General features: G+C 53.8%; 16 protein-coding genes and 1 riboswitch. Of the genes, 4 read left to right on the top strand and 12 right to left on the bottom strand.

Translation table 11 applies throughout. The annotated features are described in order from the left end of the window. Positions 1-78: 78 nt before the first annotated feature. Complete coding sequence (locus tag P40081_RS11020; protein WP_042135438.1) at positions 79-3072, bottom strand: alpha-amylase family glycosyl hydrolase; 2994 nt, start codon at positions 3070-3072, stop codon at positions 79-81. A gap of 398 nt (positions 3073-3470) precedes the next feature. Then, entirely contained in the window at positions 3471-5174 is a 1704-nt protein-coding gene (locus P40081_RS11015; protein WP_042140954.1) for a fumarate hydratase, read from the bottom strand. Positions 5175-5278: 104 nt separating this feature from the next. On the opposite strand from P40081_RS11015, the gene yfbR reads away from it, so the two are divergent. Next, positions 5279-5905 (top strand): 5'-deoxynucleotidase, encoded by a 627-nt coding sequence (gene yfbR / locus P40081_RS11010; RefSeq protein ID WP_081969912.1) that lies wholly within the window; start codon positions 5279-5281, stop codon positions 5903-5905. Positions 5906-6003: 98 nt separating this feature from the next. Here the strand turns inward: yfbR and thiH are convergent, their stop codons facing one another. The 5 genes from thiH to P40081_RS10985 form a co-directional block, all read right to left on the bottom strand. Continuing rightward, on the bottom strand, positions 6004-7125 hold the full coding sequence (thiH, locus tag P40081_RS11005) for a 2-iminoacetate synthase ThiH (RefSeq protein ID WP_042135435.1): 1122 nt from the start codon (positions 7123-7125) through the stop codon (positions 6004-6006). A 31-nt stretch (positions 7126-7156) separates the two neighbouring features. After that, entirely contained in the window at positions 7157-7921 is a 765-nt protein-coding gene (locus tag P40081_RS11000) for a thiazole synthase (protein ID WP_042135433.1), read from the bottom strand. Between the two features lie 103 nt (positions 7922-8024). After that, a complete protein-coding gene (thiS, locus tag P40081_RS10995) occupies positions 8025-8228 on the bottom strand; it encodes a sulfur carrier protein ThiS (RefSeq protein WP_042135431.1) in 204 nt (67 codons plus the stop codon). Positions 8229-8234: 6 nt separating this feature from the next. Beyond that, positions 8235-8924: a thiamine phosphate synthase gene (locus tag P40081_RS10990; protein ID WP_231575325.1), complete on the bottom strand. Its 690-nt coding sequence runs from the start codon at positions 8922-8924 to the stop codon at positions 8235-8237. A 74-nt stretch (positions 8925-8998) separates the two neighbouring features. Beyond that, positions 8999-9101, bottom strand: a riboswitch (TPP riboswitch). 194 nt (positions 9102-9295) lie between these two features. Continuing rightward, positions 9296-10168: an SDR family oxidoreductase gene (locus P40081_RS10985; protein WP_039307699.1), complete on the bottom strand. Its 873-nt coding sequence runs from the start codon at positions 10166-10168 to the stop codon at positions 9296-9298. A 208-nt stretch (positions 10169-10376) separates the two neighbouring features. Here P40081_RS10985 and P40081_RS10980 point away from each other — a divergent pair, with 208 nt between their 5' ends. Next, entirely contained in the window at positions 10377-10805 is a 429-nt protein-coding gene (locus tag P40081_RS10980) for an NUDIX hydrolase (protein WP_042135429.1), read from the top strand. Between the two features lie 105 nt (positions 10806-10910). Then, positions 10911-12065, top strand: a complete 1155-nt coding sequence (locus P40081_RS10975) for an amidohydrolase family protein (protein ID WP_042135428.1) — start codon at positions 10911-10913, stop codon at positions 12063-12065. A gap of 4 nt (positions 12066-12069) precedes the next feature. On the opposite strand, the gene P40081_RS38370 is transcribed toward P40081_RS10975, so the two are convergent. The 5 genes from P40081_RS38370 to P40081_RS10955 all read right to left on the bottom strand — a co-directional run bounded on the left by P40081_RS38370 (position 12070) and on the right by P40081_RS10955 (position 16827). After that, positions 12070-12297: a hypothetical protein gene (locus P40081_RS38370; RefSeq protein WP_156118580.1), complete on the bottom strand. Its 228-nt coding sequence runs from the start codon at positions 12295-12297 to the stop codon at positions 12070-12072. Between the two features lie 378 nt (positions 12298-12675). After that, a complete protein-coding gene (locus tag P40081_RS10970) occupies positions 12676-13101 on the bottom strand; it encodes a hypothetical protein (protein WP_039307717.1) in 426 nt (141 codons plus the stop codon). A 95-nt stretch (positions 13102-13196) separates the two neighbouring features. Further along, positions 13197-14138 carry a malate dehydrogenase gene (gene mdh / locus P40081_RS10965; RefSeq protein ID WP_039307689.1) on the bottom strand — a complete coding sequence of 314 codons (942 nt, stop codon included), beginning with the start codon at positions 14136-14138 and terminating at the stop codon, positions 13197-13199. A gap of 165 nt (positions 14139-14303) precedes the next feature. Continuing rightward, a complete protein-coding gene (gene icd, locus P40081_RS10960; protein ID WP_042135425.1) occupies positions 14304-15599 on the bottom strand; it encodes an NADP-dependent isocitrate dehydrogenase in 1296 nt (431 codons plus the stop codon). 115 nt (positions 15600-15714) lie between these two features. Further along, the gene (locus tag P40081_RS10955) at positions 15715-16827 is read right to left on the bottom strand and encodes a citrate/2-methylcitrate synthase (RefSeq protein ID WP_042135423.1); all 1113 of its coding nucleotides are present in this window, start codon (positions 16825-16827) and stop codon (positions 15715-15717) included. 389 nt (positions 16828-17216) lie between these two features. Between P40081_RS10955 and ytvI the strand changes: the two genes are divergently transcribed. Next, entirely contained in the window at positions 17217-18332 is a 1116-nt protein-coding gene (ytvI, locus tag P40081_RS10950) for a sporulation integral membrane protein YtvI (RefSeq protein WP_039307681.1), read from the top strand. The last annotated feature ends 317 nt before the right edge of the window (positions 18333-18649 follow it).

Here is an 18649-nt window from a genome sequence, read left to right as displayed (position 1 = left end):
GCTCCTCTCTCTTCAACCACATCAGCTTATTCAAAAGAACGGGGGCGCCGGAATTCATCCTTTGCCCCCTGTCATTCCCTATTGATCCTTCCAGCGCTGCACGGTCAGCGTGAAGGTCTGTGCGCCGCCCGCCGGCGTGAGCGCACGGTTCGCAATATCTGCTCCGCCGGATGCGGTCTCTACCGTAGCCCAGCTGCCGCGCGTCAGCTTATACGTCACTGCTGTTCCTGCCGGAAGGCTCAGGGTGATGGAATAGACACCGTCACTGCCCTTGGTCAGCAGGTATGCGGGGTCAGCCGCGTTCCAGCTGTTGAACGACCCGGTCAGATAGACAGTCCCGCTCGCTGGAGTGGTGGCTGGAACAGTGACCCGGAAGGTCACGCTGTCCGCCTGAGGTTCTCCGGTGGTAAGGCTTCCCCCCACAAGGCTTGAGCTGCCTGCGCCAAAGTGATAATTGCTGCCGCCATTGCTGTCCCAGGTTCCGCTGCCGTTATTGAACGCTGCAGTAAGTCCGGTCGCGGTTCCGAGCTCGATGGTAATCGCTTTGTAGCCGCTGAATGTGGATGCCTGCATCTGCACGCCCGGCGAGGTCGTCCAGGTGCTTGCCCCATCCAGCTTGTAATGGATATAGGAGTTGGTATAGGCCGTATTCTTGTAGTAGATCGTCGCTGTATTCCCTACCGGAGTGGCGGTTGGCACCGGAGTAGCTGTCGGCGTAACCGTTGGTGTCGCGGTCGGTGTGGCTGTTGGCGTCGCGGTCGGTGCCACCGTCGGTGTAGCTGTTGGTGTTGCGGTCGGCGTCGGTGTCGGCGTCACCGTTGGTGTAGCCGTTGGCGTCGATGACGGCGTAACGGGTCCGCCCGCCTGAATATTTCCGGTCGGAGTATAGGTCCAAGTGCCGGTACCGAACAGATAATTGCTGCCGCCGTTGCTGTCCCAGGTGCCGCTGCCGTTATTGAAGCAAGCCTCGAGCTGGGTCGCCGCACCGATGTTGATCGTGATTTTGTTGTAACCTGCCACTTCAGCCGCAGGAATTGCTACGCCCGGCGATGTCGTCCAGGTTCCCGCAGCCGGGCGGTAGTGGATGTAAGGTGTGGTGTAGCCCTGCTTGTAATAGATCGTCACACTATTTCCGGCAGGCGTGACGATCAGTGCAGCCGCGCTGAATGCCGAGAGGTTGGCGGCGGCGTCATACGCTTTTATCGTATACGAGTAGTTCGTACTGCCAGATAAGCCGTTGTCTGTGTAAGAGGTAGTTGCCGAGGTCCCAATCTTGACCCCATTGCGGTAAATCTCGTAACCTGTAACCCCGACATTATCGATGGAAGCCGTCCAGGTCACAAGTGCACTGGAGGCATTCTGCACAGTGGCTGTTACATTCGCCGGAACAGACGGCGCCTGGGTATCAACTATTGGCTGCGTCTTGGAGTAGATTTTGGCGGAGTTCGCACTGAGTGTGACTGTAATTTGCTTCCCGGTTGCCCCGCCGGATTGTACGGTTACCGTGTCTGAGGTATTCAACTGGTTAATCAGTACTGTCCCCACAGTCAGAGTACTTTCGGCGCGCAGCGGAATCGTAACGGCCTGCGATCCGCCCGAAGCATTACTGAATGCGGAGATGACTTCCTGTCCCACATTGGTCCCGCTGTCAATCCGGCGGGAGAACGCGTACAGGTTCTGGGCAGACCACATTTCACGCTGGGTGCCGGTGCGCAGCGCAGGATTATTTTTGCGGATTTCGTTAAGCTTGGCTACATGCTTGTAGGTGCTGGCGTTCTCATTGAAATAATTCTCCACCACGTTGCCGCTTGCATCACGCTTCACCATAGACCAGCGGTTCCACGTATCAGCAATACCGCCAGTCATAATCTGGCCGTTCCCGTTGCCTTTATTCTGTTCTGTACCCTGGAACACCACCGGGGTTCCGCGCACTGTGAAGATGAAGGACAAGGCATTCTGCAGCTTCTCAACACTGCCTCCGGCCTCTGTCAGGAAGCGGTTGCGGTCATGATTATCAATGAAGGTGACCATATGATTCGCATTGCCGTTGTAATAGGAATCGAGAGCCAGTGTACTCTTAATATTGGAATCGAAGGATTGGCCGTAAGCAAAGCTATTCAGCACAGAGAAGAACAGCGGGAAATCAAGCATCCCCCATTCCTTGCTGCTGCCGACCCAGCGGGAGACAAATTCAGCATTGCCGTCAAAATTCTCTCCGAAGGTGTTCACGCCCAGCAGTGTCTGCAGCTCCCCGATATCCGTCGGCTTCATCAGCTTGGCGGCATCAACGCGGGCACCATCCGCACCTGTATAATCAAACCAGCCTTTAATCGAGCTGAAGATGGCCTGCTTGGCGGCAGGAACATCGAAGTCGATATCATCCAGTCCGCCCAGATCGTGATTCTCCAAATAATCCTGGGCCCACTGATCATATCGTCCGTCTGCCAGCGACCAGTTGATATCCCCGTTATGGTGATACCAGGCCGGATTATTGAAAGGGGCAACCGGCTGCAACGCCGGGATATCATAATAAGCCTGGGTTCCCAGCATATAATCGCCGATATGGTTCGGAACAACGTCGATGATGACCTTGATTCCGAGCGCATGCGCTGAATCCACCAGCTCCTTCAGCTTCTCTTTTGTGCCAAAATAGGGGTTCGCCGCATTGGGATCTTTGACATTGTAGCCGTGGTAGGCTGTGTTCTTCCCTGTCCCGTTATTCTCCCGGTTGGTCATCTGCGGTTCGGCAACCGGAGAGATCCAGATCGCCGTATAGCCCATATTATGAATATAGGGGAGCTTATTGATAACCCCCTGCCAGTCTCCACCCTTCATATAACGAAAATCTTCTTCAGAGGTCTCCCCATAGCGGATGGCGGCTCCTGTGGCATTATTGGAGGAGTCTCCGTCATTGAAACGGTCAACCATAATCTGATAAATCGTGTCATTCTCTGTAACCGTGCCGATACTGGCCGCTTCAGCCTTAACTGGAGGCAGAACAAATAAATTCATCGTGATCGAAAGAACCATGGATGTGATAAGGACGGGGATAAGCCAATGTTTACGTTTCATTCTTCATCTCCCTCTCATAAATGCGTATGCACAACACTTTCTGCCAAAAAGAACAAGCTACCGTCTACAGCCTCATCTTACTCATTTCAGGGAAACCGGTTTCCCCACTAAAAATTAACATGGACTTGTATGCGCTGTCAAGACATATAAATTGATCTTCCTTAGAACCCGTATCCCATATAGGATAACGATTCTGCAATACGCAGAAAATCCCCCGTTTAGCATCATCCGGCAGCATGCACCTCCGCGGACAGGCACCGGTTTCGATTTCATTTAGAGGCGCACCGCAAAAAGACCCCTTTCATCAAACAGAAAGAGGTCTCACTATCACTGAATAAATATACTATTTTATTCATATCATCCAACAAATCACTGTCACAGGGAGATTGCAAAGCTGTTTATTTAAATACCGGCTCCCGGAACTGGGCCAGCTTGGCCGCGGAATCCTTCTCCACATCGGCATGCAGGCTGTTGCCATGCGCATCCATGGTGACGATAGCGGCGAATCCGTCCACCTGCAGATGCCACATGGCCTCCGGAATTCCGAACTCCATGAAATCAACCGCGTTAACCTTCTTGATGCATTCCGCATAATACTGGGCTGCCCCGCCAATAGCGTTGAGATAGACGCCGCCGTGTTCGCCTAATGCCTTCAACGTTTTCGGGCCCATCCCGCCTTTGCCGATTACTGCACGGATGCCGAATTTCTTAATGATATCGCCTTGATAAGGCTCCTCGCGGATGCTGGTGGTCGGACCGGCAGCCTTCACATGCCAGCCCTCATCATCCTTCAGCATAACCGGACCACAGTGATAGATGACAGCACCGTTCAAGTCCACGGGAGCGTCGTGATCCATCAGATATTTGTGCAGGGCATCGCGGCCGGTGTGCATCTCACCGGAGAGAATAACTACATCACCAACGCGCAGGCTGCGGATATCCTCCTCGCTGATCGGCGTGGTCAGGCGGATTTCGCGCGAACCACCCGATACGGCGGAGCCTGCGGCAGCAGGTTCGATTACCTGGCCGTTACCCGGGATAGCAGCATCAGAAGCAGCTTCCCCAGTTCCTGACAAGATGGCCGGAGCCGCAGGAATCGTTGCATCCTCTGGAATCATGCCCTGCGAAATGCCGTCAGCAGCAGAGACAGCTACCGGTTCAGTTACTTGCACTAAGGCTTCTTCCCCTTCTACAGAAATGCCTGTGCCGCTCTCATAGAGCCATTCCTTAATGTCCCCGGTTGCCGGATTTACCAGTATCCCCTGACGGCGGAAGGCCCAGCAATTATATGCCACCGAGACAAAGAAGCTCGCCGGCAGCCGGTTCATCACTCCGATTTTGCAGCCCAGCAGCGTAACTTCACCGCCGAAGCCCATCGTTCCGATCCCGAGCTTGTTGGCATTCTCCATAATGTAATCTTCCAGCTTGCCCAGATCTTGGGTGGGATTCACATCCTCGACCTTGCGGAACAGCTGCTTCTTGGCCAGCTCATAGCCCGTTGTACGGTCACCGCCGATGCCTACGCCAATGAAGCCTGCACTGCACCCCTGGCCCTGCGCCTGATAGACCGAATGAAGAATACATTTGCGGATGCCGTCAAGATCACGTCCGGCTTTGCCCAGACCCTCCAGCTCTGCCGGGAGACTATACTGAATATTCTTATTCTCGCAGCCGCCGCCCTTCAGAATGAGCCTTACATCAATGCCTTCCTCTTCCCACTGCTCGAAATGAATCACCGGCGTGCCTGCACCCAGATTGTCCCCGCTGTTCTCGCCTGTAAGGGAATCTACGGAATTGGGCCGCAGCTTGCCGTTCTTCGTCGCCCGGATTATCGCGCTATGAATATCCTTCTTCATCTCTATCTGATTCACGCCTACCGGCGTATGAATTATAAAAGTCGGCATCCCTGTATCCTGGCAGATCGGCGACACCTGGAGCTCAGCCATGCCGATATTCTGGGCAATCGTGGTCAGTGCCAGTCCGGAGCGGGTCGCCTTGTCTTCCAGCGCACGCCCTTTGGCGACCGCCCGGCGTACATCACCCGGCAAATTCGTGGAGGTCTCTACGATCAGATTATAAATGCTGTCTTCAAAATGCTGCATCTTCATTCAGTCTCCTCTCCATCTGTTTCAAGCTGCCCTAACTCTGTTACAATTAGTTATTATCATATCATATTAAGCCGCTCATGAAAGGGGTTACTTAAAAATTGAACTACCATTTCTCTGCCTATCTCTACCGGCTGCAATATATCCAGCGCTGGAGCCTCATGCGCAGCACCGCCCCTGAGAACGTGGCGCAGCATTCGTTCCAGGTGGCCCTGCTGGCGCACATGCTGTGCACCATCGGCAATGTCCACTTCGGCCGGTCGCTGAACGCCGACCGTGCATCCACAATGGCGTTGTTCCACGACGCCACCGAGGTATTCACCGGCGACATCGCCACGCCGGTGAAGCATAACAACCCGCTGCTGCTGTCCAGCTTCCGCGAGATGGAGCGGGTCGCCGCTGAGCGCCTCGCGGCGATGATCCCGCCGGAGCTGAGCGCAGTCTATGCGCCGCTCCTGCAGCCGCAGGACAGCCCGCCCGGCTCCGAGGATGCCGGACTGCTCCGCTACGTCAAGGCGGCGGATGTGCTCGACGCCTATCTGAAATGCGTCTGGGAAACCGCCGCAGGCAACCGCGAATTCGCGGCCGCCCGGGAGCAGACGGCTGCGAAGCTGCACGGGCTCGCCCTGCCGGAGATGGAGTATTTCCTTACCCATATGGCTCCGGGCTTCGAGCTGTCGCTGGACGAGCTGTCTTCAAGTATGAGTCCTGAGAAGCCGATCGACTAGCCGGAAACCGTGCGGCCTCTTGAAGAATGCAGCATCGCACCGTCCGTTTAGCCCTGCAATACAAATAACCCGCCTCACGGCGGGGTATTTGTATCAAGTTAAGGCATGGCTAACGGCTCATCCAGGCTGTCCCAGTCCTTGAACACCGGCTGCAGCCCTTTTGCCTCGAGCATCTCCATAATTTCCTGCACGCTGCGGTCGTCTGAGATTTCAAACTGCGGGGTGCCGCCTTCCAGAGAATGTCCGCCTACTTCAGTGGATACCCCTGCAGACATCCTGGTGATGCCGAGATGGACCAGATGATCGCGCAGGGCTGCCGGCTCCCGCGTGGACAGTGAAATACCGGAACGCGGCAGAAACAGGCGGTAGGCCAGGATAATCTGCACCAGCGCACGGTCGGTTACATCACTCGCAGGATTAAATTCCCCCAGGTACGGCCGAAAACGGGGAATGGACAAACCGATTTCGCACTCCGGATACTTGTCCTGTAAGTACCTGGCGTGCAGTGCAGTCGCGAGGGCCTCCTGACGCCATTCGTACATTCCCAGCAGGGCTCCGATATTTACCGAACGGAATCCGGCCAGGCAGCCACGCTCAGGCGCATCCAGTCGGTTGCGGTACACCCGCTTGGGACCCTTCACATGCAGCTGGCGGTAAGTCTCCTGATGATAGACCTCCTGATACAGCGTCAGACCGTCTACTCCTGCCTGTCTGAGGTCAGCGTATTCTTCGGTAGTGAGCGGATTCACTTCAATGCTGACTGAAGAGAAATAGCCGCGGAGCACCTCCACGCAGTCTTTCAGATAACTGACCGGACTTTCATTCCGGGATTCTCCGGTCAGAATCAGAATGTGGCGCAGCCCTGTGGCTGCGATTGTTTCCGCTTCCCGCCGGACCTCCTCCAGTGTCAGTTTTTTGCGCGGAAAATCATAGATAGAGCTAAAGCTGCAGTAGGTACAATGGTTGACGCAGAAATCAGCCAGATACATCGGTGTAAACAGCTGCATCACATGACCGAATTGCGTACGTGTCAATCTATGCGCCTTCTGCGCCATCTCTTCGAGGTAAGGCTCCGCTGCCGGTGACAGCAAAGCCATCAGCCCGTCCTCGTCCAGCCGCTCCAGACGAAGCGCCCGCTTCACATCAAGCGCAGTATACTGCTTCCATGCCCCCTCGTAGGGAAGCTTGTCCAGCCGTGTCAGCCTATCATAAAAGCTCATGTCCTTCCCCCCTCTTCATAAACAGCATCAGTCATGCCAGAAATCCGGTCAGCGGCGAAGAAGCTGCGGCTGTCTCTTCCACCGGCCCCAGCCCGGCCAGATAGGCCTTCCGCCCCGCCGACACCGCTTCGCGGAATGCCTCCGCCATCAGCTGCGGGTCCCGGGCGGTGGCAATTGCCGTATTCAGCAGCACAGCGGCTGCGCCCATTTCCATCGCCTCAGCAGCCTCGGAGGGTCTGCCAATACCGGCATCCACGATGATGGGCAGACCCGTTTCTGATATCAGAATCCGGATCAGCTCCTTGGTCTGCAGCCCGCGGTTAGAGCCGATTGGCGCTCCCAGCGGCATGACGGCTGCAGCTCCGGCCGCCTTCAGCCGGAGTGCGGCTGACAGATCAGGACTCATGTAGGGCAGAACTACGAAACCCTCCGCAGCTAGGATTTCCGTGGCTCGGATCGTCTCGGTATTATCAGGCAGCAGATATTTCTGATCATTGATAACCTCAATCTTCACCCAGTCTCCCAGCCCCGCTGACCTTGCCAGCCGGGCAATGCGTACCGCTTCCTCTGCGGTGCGCGCACCGGAGGTATTGGGCAACAGCGTCATGTGGGAAGGAATATGGCTGATAATATTGTCCTTGCTCTCCGGATCTACCCGGCGCAGGGCAACCGTAATGACCTGTGAACCCGAGCGGGCGATCACTTCGGGAATAAGAGTATTGCGGCTGTATTTTCCGGTCCCGATGAACAGTCTGCTCGTTAAAGTAACTCCTCCAATAATCAAAGGATCCTGCATCATATCGCCTCCTGTGATAAGTCGTTGCCTTTATCTTAATTGCGTATTGGCGTATTGGCGTATTGGCATTCTTGCATCTGCCGCACGCACAGTTACCAGTTACCTAGCCTCCGCCGACAAAATGAACCAGCTCAACTCGGTCACCTTCATTCAGCAATGTATCTTCATAAACCTCTCTGCCGGCAAGCTCACCATTCAGCTCCACAATAACCAGCTTCCCGGTCCACTCAGGCCGGGCCAGAAGATCAGCCAGCGTCCGGCAGCTCTCTTCATACCATCCTCTGCGTCCGTTAACGGTCAAATTCATTCCAGTTCACCTCCTTTGCCCGGTATGGGGGTCATTCAGGACTTCAGCATATGCTGCAGCCTGAACGGATGATCTGTAAGCCTCAGCGGCGCCAGCAGGATCCGTCGCTCCGCATATCCCGGACATTACGGCTATTCCGGCAGCCCCCTTCGACAGAACGATTCCGGTATTGCCCGGTGTGATGCCTCCGATAGCAATCAGCGGTATACTGCTGGAGCGGACAGCCACTTCCAGCTGCTCCAGGCCCCGTTCCCGCTGTCCGGGCTTGCAGGCCGTGGGAAATACATGTCCATACAGACAAAAGTCCGCTCCCTGCTGTCCGGCGCGTGCCGCTTCCTCCGGGGAATGCACCGACCTGCCCAGCCGCAGGCCCGGGGCAATACCGCTCGCCTTGGCAGGCGGCAGGCTGTGCCAGGCCAATTGGACGCCGGCTGCCCCTGCTGCCAGAGCCACATCAATCCGGTCATTAATAACCAGCTTTGAGGGCGGAACCCCCGCTTGCAGCAACCGCTCTGCGGCAGCCAGAAGCTCAAGTGCGGACAGGGCTTTTTCCCGGAGATGGATATAATCCACCATGGTATGTACAGCAGCAGCCAGTCCGGCAAACTGCTCCGGATTCAGCCTCCCGTCCGAGATCAAATGGATTTCTTTCAGCACCTTCACCTTCCCTTCTATACGGCATTCCTGAAAATACAAAAAGACCGCCCCCTGTATCAGGAAGCAGTCCGGAATATAAGCAGGAATACCGGGTAATCCGTTACCCCCGCTGCATTATTCATTCTCCACTTCCCTACGCTGGTATAAACCAGATCAGGTTCAAAGGGTCCGAACAGATATGTCCGTCTCAGCCTTGCGGCACCCCTAGTGATCGTTCATATTCTATTGTTCTTGCAGTTTGTATATTAGCATATTATTCCTGTAAGAGCTATTCTTTAATAGATTCAATTATTAAGTCCAGCGGGTTTAAGCGGCAAAAAAGCCAGCCTTCCGGCTGACTTTTCATCTGTTGAACGTTTGATTCTTTAAACCAGTATAAACTTATCCGGCTTACAAAGCAGTGCCAATGGTCAGCCGTTAACGATCTCGCCGCCGTTAACATGCATGACCTGACCGCTCACATAAGAGGAATCGTCGGAGGCCAGATATACATAAGCCGGTGCCAGCTCTTCAGGCTGTCCCGGACGCTTCATCGGCTGGGTGCCGCCGAATTCACTGACCTTCTTCGCGTCAAACGTAGACGGAATCAGCGGCGTCCAGATCGGTCCCGGTGCTACCGCGTTCACGCGGATGCCTTTGTCTGCGAGATTCATCGACAGGGAGCGGGTGAAGCTGAGAATTGCTCCTTTGGTGGACGAATAGTCCAGCAGCTGCGGGCTGCCGCGGTACGCCGTGATAGACGTAGTGTTGATGATCGTGGAGCCTTTTTTGAGATGGGGCATCGCTGCCTTGGTCAGATAGAACATGGAGAATATATTCGTCCGGAACGTCCGCTCCAGCTGCTCGGCGGTAATGTCCTCAATGGTCTCCTGCGGATGCTGCTCTGCCGCATTGTTAATCAGGATGTCCAGCTTGCCGAGTCCCTCAATGGTTTTATTAATCAGATCCTGACAGAAGGCCTCAACCCCGATATCACCGGAGATCAGAATACACTTCCGCCCCTCCTGCTCCACCTGGCGCTTGGTTTCTTCCGCATCTTCATGCTCATTCAGATAGGATATCACTACATCTGCGCCTTCTTTGGCAAAATGAACGGCAACCGCACGACCGATTCCGCTGTCCCCTCCGGTAATGAGTGCGGCCTTGCCCAGCAGCTTGCCTGCTGCCTTGTAAGCTGAGGTTTCAAACTCCGGAAGCGGGTTCATCTCGCTTTCAATTCCGGGCTGCTGGTCCTGTACCTGCGGAGGCAGGGTTTTGACGGGTTGTTTGCTGGTGTCTGGCATAATCCATTCTCCTTTCGCTGTACCGTTATACTGTTTTTACTAATCATGTTAGGTTGGCTAAAAGTCTGGTGTTTATGCATCATACTTGCCTAGCAAAAATCGCTTTACGTTATTTTACTTACCACATAGGGAAGCCGGCCAAACAGAAAATCTTGAGTCCAACGCGTTCCCGCTCCATTTTAGAGCCTGCAGAAGGAGAGTTATCCTCATGTCCAAAAAATCAAAAAGCATCATCGTTGCCGTCAAAGGTGTCATCCTGTATCAGGGCAGAATCCTCATCGTCAAGCGGGCTGCCGCCGATTCTGCAGGTGCCGGAAGCTGGGAATGTGCCGGAGGCAAAATCGAATTCGGTGAAAGCCTGGAGGCTGCACTGGAAAGAGAAATTCTTGAGGAAACCGGACTGGCGGTTACGACAGAACGTATCCTTTATGCGGTGACCCTGCTCACTGACCCTGCTAGACAGGTAGTGATTATCACCTATTTATGCCGCGCAGCCCGTGGCGAAATCCAGCTCTCGGAAGAGCATACCGATTACCGCTGGTGCACCGTGAGCGAAATGAACGCCCTGCTGCCGCCGCAGATTATCGCTGACTTTCAGGAGCACGGCATTTTTGAGCTGGAAGGGTTGTTACGGTAAGTAATGAACGGTTTCTACAAGAATATTATATATATCCGGACATTTTTATATCCTATACTTTCTCTTGGAAGACAACCATCTTCACTGGAGGGTTCACTATCTGCCATGGGAAATGAAAATGAGATTATACGATTGACTAACGCGACGTTAATCGACGGAACGGGGCGCCAGCCGCTGTACAATGCAAGCATTGAAATTGTTAATGGCCGGTTCGGCATGATTGCCGGGCAAGGGAGCAGCGGGCTGGAGCATGACTCAGTAACGGAGATAGATCTTGAGGGGCTTGTGGTCCTGCCGGGATTTATTCATACCCATGCACACACCAGCTACAAATTCATACAGAACGAGCCTCTTCACGGGTACCATAAGGAATATTTAGCCGCCTGTCTCTCAGAAGGAATAACCACGATCCGTGACGAGGGGATGACTACAGCCGCAACGCTTGACGATGTGACGGCACACACACAAGCGCTGGACCGCGGATCTTTTCCCCGAATAATCACAACCGGCAAAGTCTTCACGGCTCCCGGCGGGTATGGCGGGCAGGCCCCTATCGGAGTTGGAAGTGCGGATGAAGCCAGATTGAAGGTCCGCGAGGTATTAGAACAAGGGATACATTGTATCAAAACAGCGCTTGAAGACGGTTACGATCCCAGTACAATCGGACTGCCACAGCTGAATCAGGAGCTTCTGGAGAGCATCTGCAGGAAAGCCCGGAGGATGGGGGCTTATGTGTCAGCTCATGTAACCAGTGCACGCAACCTTCAGATTCTGGTGAATGCGGGGATTAACGATGCTGCGCATATGATTTACGACCGGCTGGACGATGACCTGATCCGGCAAATGACAGCCTCCAATATCCGGATCGTCCCCACACTCACTGTATTGAAGATGTTTCAGGACAAATTCGGCGCCCCTCTGTTAGAACAAGGACTGGATAATGTCCGGAGATTCATCCAGGCAGGCGGAGAGATTGGCCTCGGGGATGATTTCATCGAAGAAGAAAGCCCGTGGTACAGGCTGGGAATGCCATGGGAAGAAATTCGTTTATTGGGCGAGGCGGGTCTCACCCCGATGCAGATTATCACAGCCGCCACTTCAACCGGTGCAAAGATATGCAATCTGGCGGAAGAGATTGGCACGATTGAGACGGGCAAAAAGGCAGATCTGTTTGTGATAGAGGGCAACCCGCTTACGGATATAGACAATCTCCGGAAAGTCAGATTTGTGATGATGGACGGCAGGGTCGTATCGAAATAGGGGGTTATATTGTTTGATTTAAGACCGCTTTCCCAAGGAAAGCGGCCTTTTTCAATTTATAGTGCCCTGTATGGTTCCCGGCAGTCCTATCTACAACTGATCCGCCACTGCCTTCAACGCAATAATCTTGTTCGCCGCCGTTACCTCCAGCACCGCCTTCTGCGCATCCGTCAACTACATTTGGCCCTGTTACCTCCATGGAGGCACATTCTGTTCGATTTTTCGCATACATTCGGCTTGATCACCTCCCCGGAAGCTGATTGTATTCGATTTTTCGCATACATTCAGCACGGTTACCTCCGCGGAGGCACCTTGTGTTCGATTTTTCGCATACATTCGTCCCGGTTACCTTCTCGGAGGCACATTGTGTTCGGTTTTTCGCATACATTCGGCTCGATCACCTTCTCGGAAGCTCATTGTGTTCGATTTTTCGCATACATTATCCCCTCATTTGGCCCAGCTTCCGGAGCTTCAGCGGAGTTCCCGTTGCAAGAACACATCGTCCTTCAAACGGATCTGCTTCAGTGTCTTACACAACAAAAGGCCCTGGCAGCCTAAGCTGCCAGAGCCTTTGATACTCGCGTTCCTCCCTATAAATCAGGAGCCAGGTTTAAATAAGGCGACGGTACACCATGAAAAAGATCATGATAACCAGCACGACCATCAGCAGCAGGCTCATGGTCCGGATCTTGGCGGTTTCGGCAGAGACATCACGGTTCTCCCGCATTCCGGCCGCAGCCAGGCGCAGGGGTCTGCTCATGATGCCGCCAAGCGCAAACATCGCCAGGAGCAGCACAACAACAACGATCATCCAGGCGACAGAATAGTCACCCTTGGTCATCATATAGCCTCCGGTCAACAGCTGGATAACTAGTCCATACTGGGCAAAGCGGTTGAAGCCGCCGATGGCGCTCAAGGTACCTTCCTTCGCCGGGGCGGACAGCTTCGCCGTCCCGCTCAGAATAAACGGCAATACCAGATAGAAGCCAAGCGCCAGCGTGCCGATCATATGCAGGAAAAAGAAAATACGGTCCATATCAATCTCCTCCGATTACATTGTAGGATTAAATAGCAGCAAAGCCCAATCTCTGCCAGCAAAAAGGGGCTTCAGCAGCCGCCCGCTAACGTTATTTACACAGTTACTGCTGAAGTGACTGCACGGACAGAATCGGCTGATTTATCCAGAGCAGCCTTCTCTTCTGCCGTAAGCTCCAGCTCGAAAATCTTCTCGATGCCATCCGCACCGAGGAGCGCCGGAATACCCATGAATAAATTATCGTAACCATATTCACCTTCAAGCAGGGCAATTACAGGAATAATCCGTTTCTTGTCCTTGAGGATTGCTTCCGTCATCTGAACCAGTGACGCGGCGGGTGCATAATAAGCGCTGCCGTTACCCAGCAGGCTGACGATTTCACCGCCGCCGACACGGGTACGCTGCACAATCTCAGCAATGCGTTCCGCAGGGATGAGCGTGTCGATCGGAATACCGCCAACACTGGAATAACGCACAAGCGGAACCATATCATCCCCATGACCGCCCAGTACGAAACCGCGTACATCTTCAACCGAAACATTAAGCTCCTGGGCGATGAATGTACAGTAACGCGCTGTATCGAGTACGCCGGATTGTCCGATTACGCGATTCTTCGGAAAGCCGAGTGCATTGTAAGCCACATAAGTCATGGCATCGACCGGATTGCTCAGAATGATCACGATAGATTCGGGGGCTACCCGTTTCACGTTCTCGCAGACCGACTTGACGATACCCGCATTGGTATTGACCAGATCATCACGGCTCATGCCGGGCTTGCGTGCAATCCCTGCCGTAATAATGACGATGTCGGAATCGGCTGCATCTTCGTAGCTTGAAGTTCCGGTGATCTGGGCATCGAATTTCTGCACAGGTCCGGCTTCCAGCATATCAAGCGCTTTACCTTTGGTCGGATTCTCCAGTTGGGGAATATCGAGCAGCACTACATTGCCAAGCTCCTTCTGGGCAAGCATAAGCGCCGTAGTCGCACCGGTGAATCCGGCACCTACGACAGTGATTTTATAACGTTTGATGGCCACGGGAAGACCTCCTAAGGGTTGGATAGCATACACTTCGTTCATTTCACTTCGCAAGACTGCCCCGGAGCATGAACCAATGATGTTGAATAGGCTGGCAGATGCACAAGCATAAGTATAAGCTGCACGTATGTGCAGCTTATACTTGTTATATACCAGTTAGCCTGCTTATAGATTGCTGATAATCTCGTCAGCAAAGGCGGAGCATTTCAGCTCTGTAGCGCCTTCCATCTGGCGGGCAAAGTCATAAGTAACCGTCTTATTGTTAATCGCGGTGCTCATTCCCTTATAGATCAGGTCAGCCGCTTCCTGCCAGCCCAGATGCTCAAGCAGCATAACGCCGGAGAGAATAACCGAACCCGGATTCACAACGTCCTTATCCGCATATTTAGGTGCTGTACCATGAGTAGCTTCAAAAATAGCATGTCCAGTAATATAGTTAATGTTCGCTCCCGGAGCGATACCGATGCCGCCGATCTGGGCAGCCAGTGCGTCGGAGAGGTAATCCCCGTTCAGGTTCAGCGTCGCGATGACATCGAAATCGGTCGGACGGGTCAATACCTGCTGCAGAGCAATGTCGGCGATAGCGTCCTTGACAATAACTTTGCCGGCTGCTTCGGCTTCCTTCTGGGCAGCATTTGCTGCAGCTTCACCATCACGTTCCTTGATGACATCATATTGGTTCCAGGTGAAGACCTTGTCGCCGAACTCCTGTTCAGCCACTTCGTAGCCCCAGTTCTTAAATGCACCTTCGGTGAATTTCATGATATTGCCTTTGTGTACCAGCGTTACGCTCTTGCGTCCGTGCTTGATGGCATACTCAACCGCAGAACGCACCAGGCGCTTTGAGCCTTCCTCGGATACAGGCTTAATGCCGATACCGGAAGTTTCCGGGAAGCGGATCTTGTTCACGCCCATTTCCTTCTGCAGGAACTCGATAACCTTCTTCACTTCAGCGGAACCTTCCTGATATTCAATCCCGGCATAGATATCTTCAGTATTCTCACGGAAAATAACCATATCCACCAGCTCCGGATGCTTCACTGGTGAAGGAACACCATCGAAATAACGTACCGGACGCAGACATACATACAGGTCCAGCTCCTGGCGCAGCGCCACATTCAGAGAGCGGATACCGCCTCCGATCGGAGTTGTCAGCGGGCCTTTGATGGCTACAATATACTCGCGGATTGCTTCCAGTGTGTCATTCGGCAGCCATTCACCATATGTATTGAAGGCTTTCTCGCCGGCAAAAACTTCGTACCAGGCAATCTGCTTCGTGCCGCCGTAAGCTTTCTCTACAGCCGCATCCAGCACCCGCTTGGAGGCTTTCCAAATGTCACGGCCTGTACCGTCACCCTCGATAAAAGGGATGATCGGCTGATCCGGAACCAGCAGCTTGCCGTCTTCGATTGTAATTTGTTCGCCTTCTGTGGGCAGATCGTACTTTTCCAGTTTCAACATTAGTGGGAATTCCTCCTAAAAGTATGATGTACAAGCAATAATCAATAAGCAGTTGCTGCATATATTATAGTTCATTGTACTAAAGGGGTGGAGCGGCCCGCAAGGGGCCGCCTTGTTATCGTTCGTCTACAGGGACGTATTTCATGTCGGACATGCCGGTATATTCCGCACGCGGCCGGATAATCCGGTTGTCTTCATACTGCTCCAGAATATGCGCAGTCCAGCCCGAGGTCCGGCTGATCGCGAAGATCGGAGTGAACAGCTCACGTTCAATACCCAGCTGTGTATAGACGGATGCCGAATAGAAGTCGACATTCGGTTTGAGCCCTTTTTGCCCCGTAATCAGCTCTTCAACCTTGACCGACATGTCATAGAGCGTAGTATCATTCTTCATCGTGCCCAGCTCATAGGACATCTTCATCAGATGTTTGGCCCGCGGATCTCCGTTCTTGTATACACGGTGTCCGAAGCCCATGATCTTCTCACGGCGTTCCAGCTTGCCTTGGACATACGGCTCAACGGCATCGAGCGTGCCGATTTCCTCCAGCATCTTCATCACGGCTTCATTCGCACCGCCATGCAGCGGCCCCTTAAGCGCGCCAATAGCCGAAGTAACTCCGGAATAGATGTCAGACAGTGTAGCCACAGTTACCCGTCCGGCAAAAGTGGAAGCATTCAGCTCATGGTCTGCATGCAGCACGAGGGCTGTATCCAGCGCCTTGACGGATACGATATCCGGCTGCTCTCCCCACAGCATGTAGAGGAAGTTCTCGGCGATGGTCAGGCCTTCCTTCGGTGCTACCGGCTCAAGTCCCTTACGGATGCGTGCCAATGCGGCAACCACAGTCGGAATCTGTGCCTGAAGCTTCACAGCTTTGATCTGATTCGCTTCACGGCTCATATCATCCGCAGCCTCGTCGTACAGTGCCAGGGCGGATACGGCGGAGCGCAGGGCCGCCATCGTGTTGGCTTCCTTCGGATACAGCTTCATCTGGGCAAGCACCTGATCCGGGATCTGGGCTGAAGCGCTCAGGTCGCGGCGCAGCGTTTCAAGCTCCGGTACCGTCGGCAGATTGCCGAACCACAGCAAATAAGCGGTCTCCTCAAAGGTGGCATTATCCGCCAGATCATCAATATCATAACCGCGGTAAGTGAGCACTCCATCCACAATGGAGCTGATCGATGAGGTCGTTGCAACGATGCCTTCAAGTCCTTTAGTAGCTGTCATAGTATCTCTCTCCTTTGCCAACAAGGGTATATAATGCTGGTTCTAACCTCATGAAAACATTTACATTTTTAAGTATTTCAATTCTCCGCAAAAGGCGTTAGGACAGGGGCTGAAGATTGCAACTATATTTCTGCTGTTTAACCTGTAATAATCATACCGGATTTTGACGGTTATGTGAACAACGTGGGAGCTTTGCAGCGGATCAAATGATTTTATCGGAGAGATAGAAAAAAACTAACGAAAAACCTGTTTCATGATTACGCTTTCAGGTTAGTAAGCTTCTCCATTCTGCCCTTTTCCGTCCCTGCTAGTCTTTTCGCATGCTCTATGAATATACATAAGACGAGCAGTTATTCCTTGTACACCCGTTAGAGTAGGAGGGACCGGATATCGATACACTTGTACTCAAAAGAGTGCTGCGCGGCCTGTGGGTCGTGCTTGCCGCCGCCGTGATCCTGCTGGCTGTTTATGTACTGCTGCCGCTCCTCTATCCCCTGCTGCTGGCCTGGCTGCTGGCTTACCTTATACATCCGCTGGTGCTGATCCTGCGGGGGCTGAAGCTCCCGGGCTGGCTGGCGGTGGCCCTCTCACTGCTTTTTTATATTGGAGGTACGGGCCTCGTACTGACCGCGCTGATTACCCGGCTGGTGAAGGAGCTCATTGTGCTGCTCCAGACCTTCGACCTCCATACAGACCAATGGCGCGAGCTGCTGCTGAAGGTTAGCCGCAACGCCAGCATTCAGAATATTATTAACCAGATCAACCAGTTTTACCACGACAATCCGGGTTACCATGCCACGATTGACAGTAATATCAGCAGAACCACGGAAACTGTAGGCCACGCCATGACACAGCTGATTACCGGATTCTTCAACATGATTCTGGGGCTGATCTCCTCGCTGCCGAGCCTCGGCACGATTCTGATCGTGATCGTACTGGCCGCCTTCTTCCTCAGCACCGGCTGGGAACGGCATAACGCCAAGCTGCTCTCACTCCTCCCCGCTCCGCTGCTGCGGCCGGTCTCGGAGATCTGGAAGGACCTGCGCAAGGCGCTGTTCGGCTACCTCCGTGCCCAGCTCGTGCTGATCTCCGTAACTGCGGTGATCGTAATCATCGGCCTGCTGCTGCTGGGCGTAGACTCTGCCTTCGCCATTGGCCTGACCATCGGCATCGTCGATCTGGTGCCTTATCTCGGGGTTGGCATCGTGATCCTCCCCTGGGCGCTGTATTCCTACATGACCGGGAACCTGGCTCTGGCGGTTGGCCTTCTGGTGCTGTATGGCATCATTCTGATCACCCGGCAGGTCCTTGAGCCGAAGGTGCTGGCCAGCAGCATCGGGCTTGACCCGCTCGCCATGCTGATCGGCATGTTCGCCGGACTTCAGCTGTTCGGCATGCTCGGCCTGATCCTCGGCCCGGTGCTGCTCGTCATACTGGACGCGTTCGGCCGCGCCGGCGTGTTCCGCGCACTGCGCAGCTACATCCTCAGCGGCCGGCTGCATTAGCTTTATACGCCAACACCTCACAAGCTCCTTGAATACCAGTAGAGCAAATAGCCGGTACGGTCTGGACCCCGTCCCCATACACCGGGCCCGTTTGCGCTATCCGCCGCACATTGTATTCGGTTTTTCGCATACATCGGGCCCATTTACTCTATCCGCCGCACATTGTATTCGGTTTTTCGCATACATTGGGCCCATTTGCGCTATCCGCCGCACATTGTATTCGGTTTTTCGCATACATCGGGCCCATTTACTCTATCCGCCGCACATTGTATTCGGTTTTTCGCATACATCGGGCCCGTTTGCGCTATCCGCCGCAC

Origin of the sequence: Paenibacillus sp. FSL P4-0081, assembly GCF_000758565.1 — a bacterium.
Taxonomy (GTDB): domain Bacteria; phylum Bacillota; class Bacilli; order Paenibacillales; family Paenibacillaceae; genus Paenibacillus_AQ; species Paenibacillus_AQ phytohabitans.
This window is presented reverse-complemented; position numbering and strand designations above follow the sequence as displayed.

Coding starts and splice junctions, on each gene's coding strand:
- P40081_RS11020 (WP_042135438.1), bottom strand. CDS start 3,072: ATGAAACGTAAACATTGGCTTATCCCCGTCCTTATCACATCCATGGTT.
- P40081_RS11015 (WP_042140954.1), bottom strand. CDS start 5,174: ATGCAGCATTTTGAAGACAGCATTTATAATCTGATCGTAGAGACCTCC.
- thiH (WP_042135435.1), bottom strand. CDS start 7,125: ATGAGCTTTTATGATAGGCTGACACGGCTGGACAAGCTTCCCTACGAG.
- P40081_RS11000 (WP_042135433.1), bottom strand. CDS start 7,921: ATGCAGGATCCTTTGATTATTGGAGGAGTTACTTTAACGAGCAGACTG.
- thiS (WP_042135431.1), bottom strand. CDS start 8,228: ATGAATTTGACCGTTAACGGACGCAGAGGATGGTATGAAGAGAGCTGC.
- P40081_RS10985 (WP_039307699.1), bottom strand. CDS start 10,168: ATGCCAGACACCAGCAAACAACCCGTCAAAACCCTGCCTCCGCAGGTA.
- P40081_RS10980 (WP_042135429.1), top strand. CDS start 10,377: ATGTCCAAAAAATCAAAAAGCATCATCGTTGCCGTCAAAGGTGTCATC.
- P40081_RS10975 (WP_042135428.1), top strand. CDS start 10,911: ATGGGAAATGAAAATGAGATTATACGATTGACTAACGCGACGTTAATC.
- P40081_RS38370 (WP_156118580.1), bottom strand. CDS start 12,297: ATGTATGCGAAAAATCGAACAGAATGTGCCTCCATGGAGGTAACAGGG.
- P40081_RS10970 (WP_039307717.1), bottom strand. CDS start 13,101: ATGGACCGTATTTTCTTTTTCCTGCATATGATCGGCACGCTGGCGCTT.
- icd (WP_042135425.1), bottom strand. CDS start 15,599: ATGTTGAAACTGGAAAAGTACGATCTGCCCACAGAAGGCGAACAAATT.
- P40081_RS10955 (WP_042135423.1), bottom strand. CDS start 16,827: ATGACAGCTACTAAAGGACTTGAAGGCATCGTTGCAACGACCTCATCG.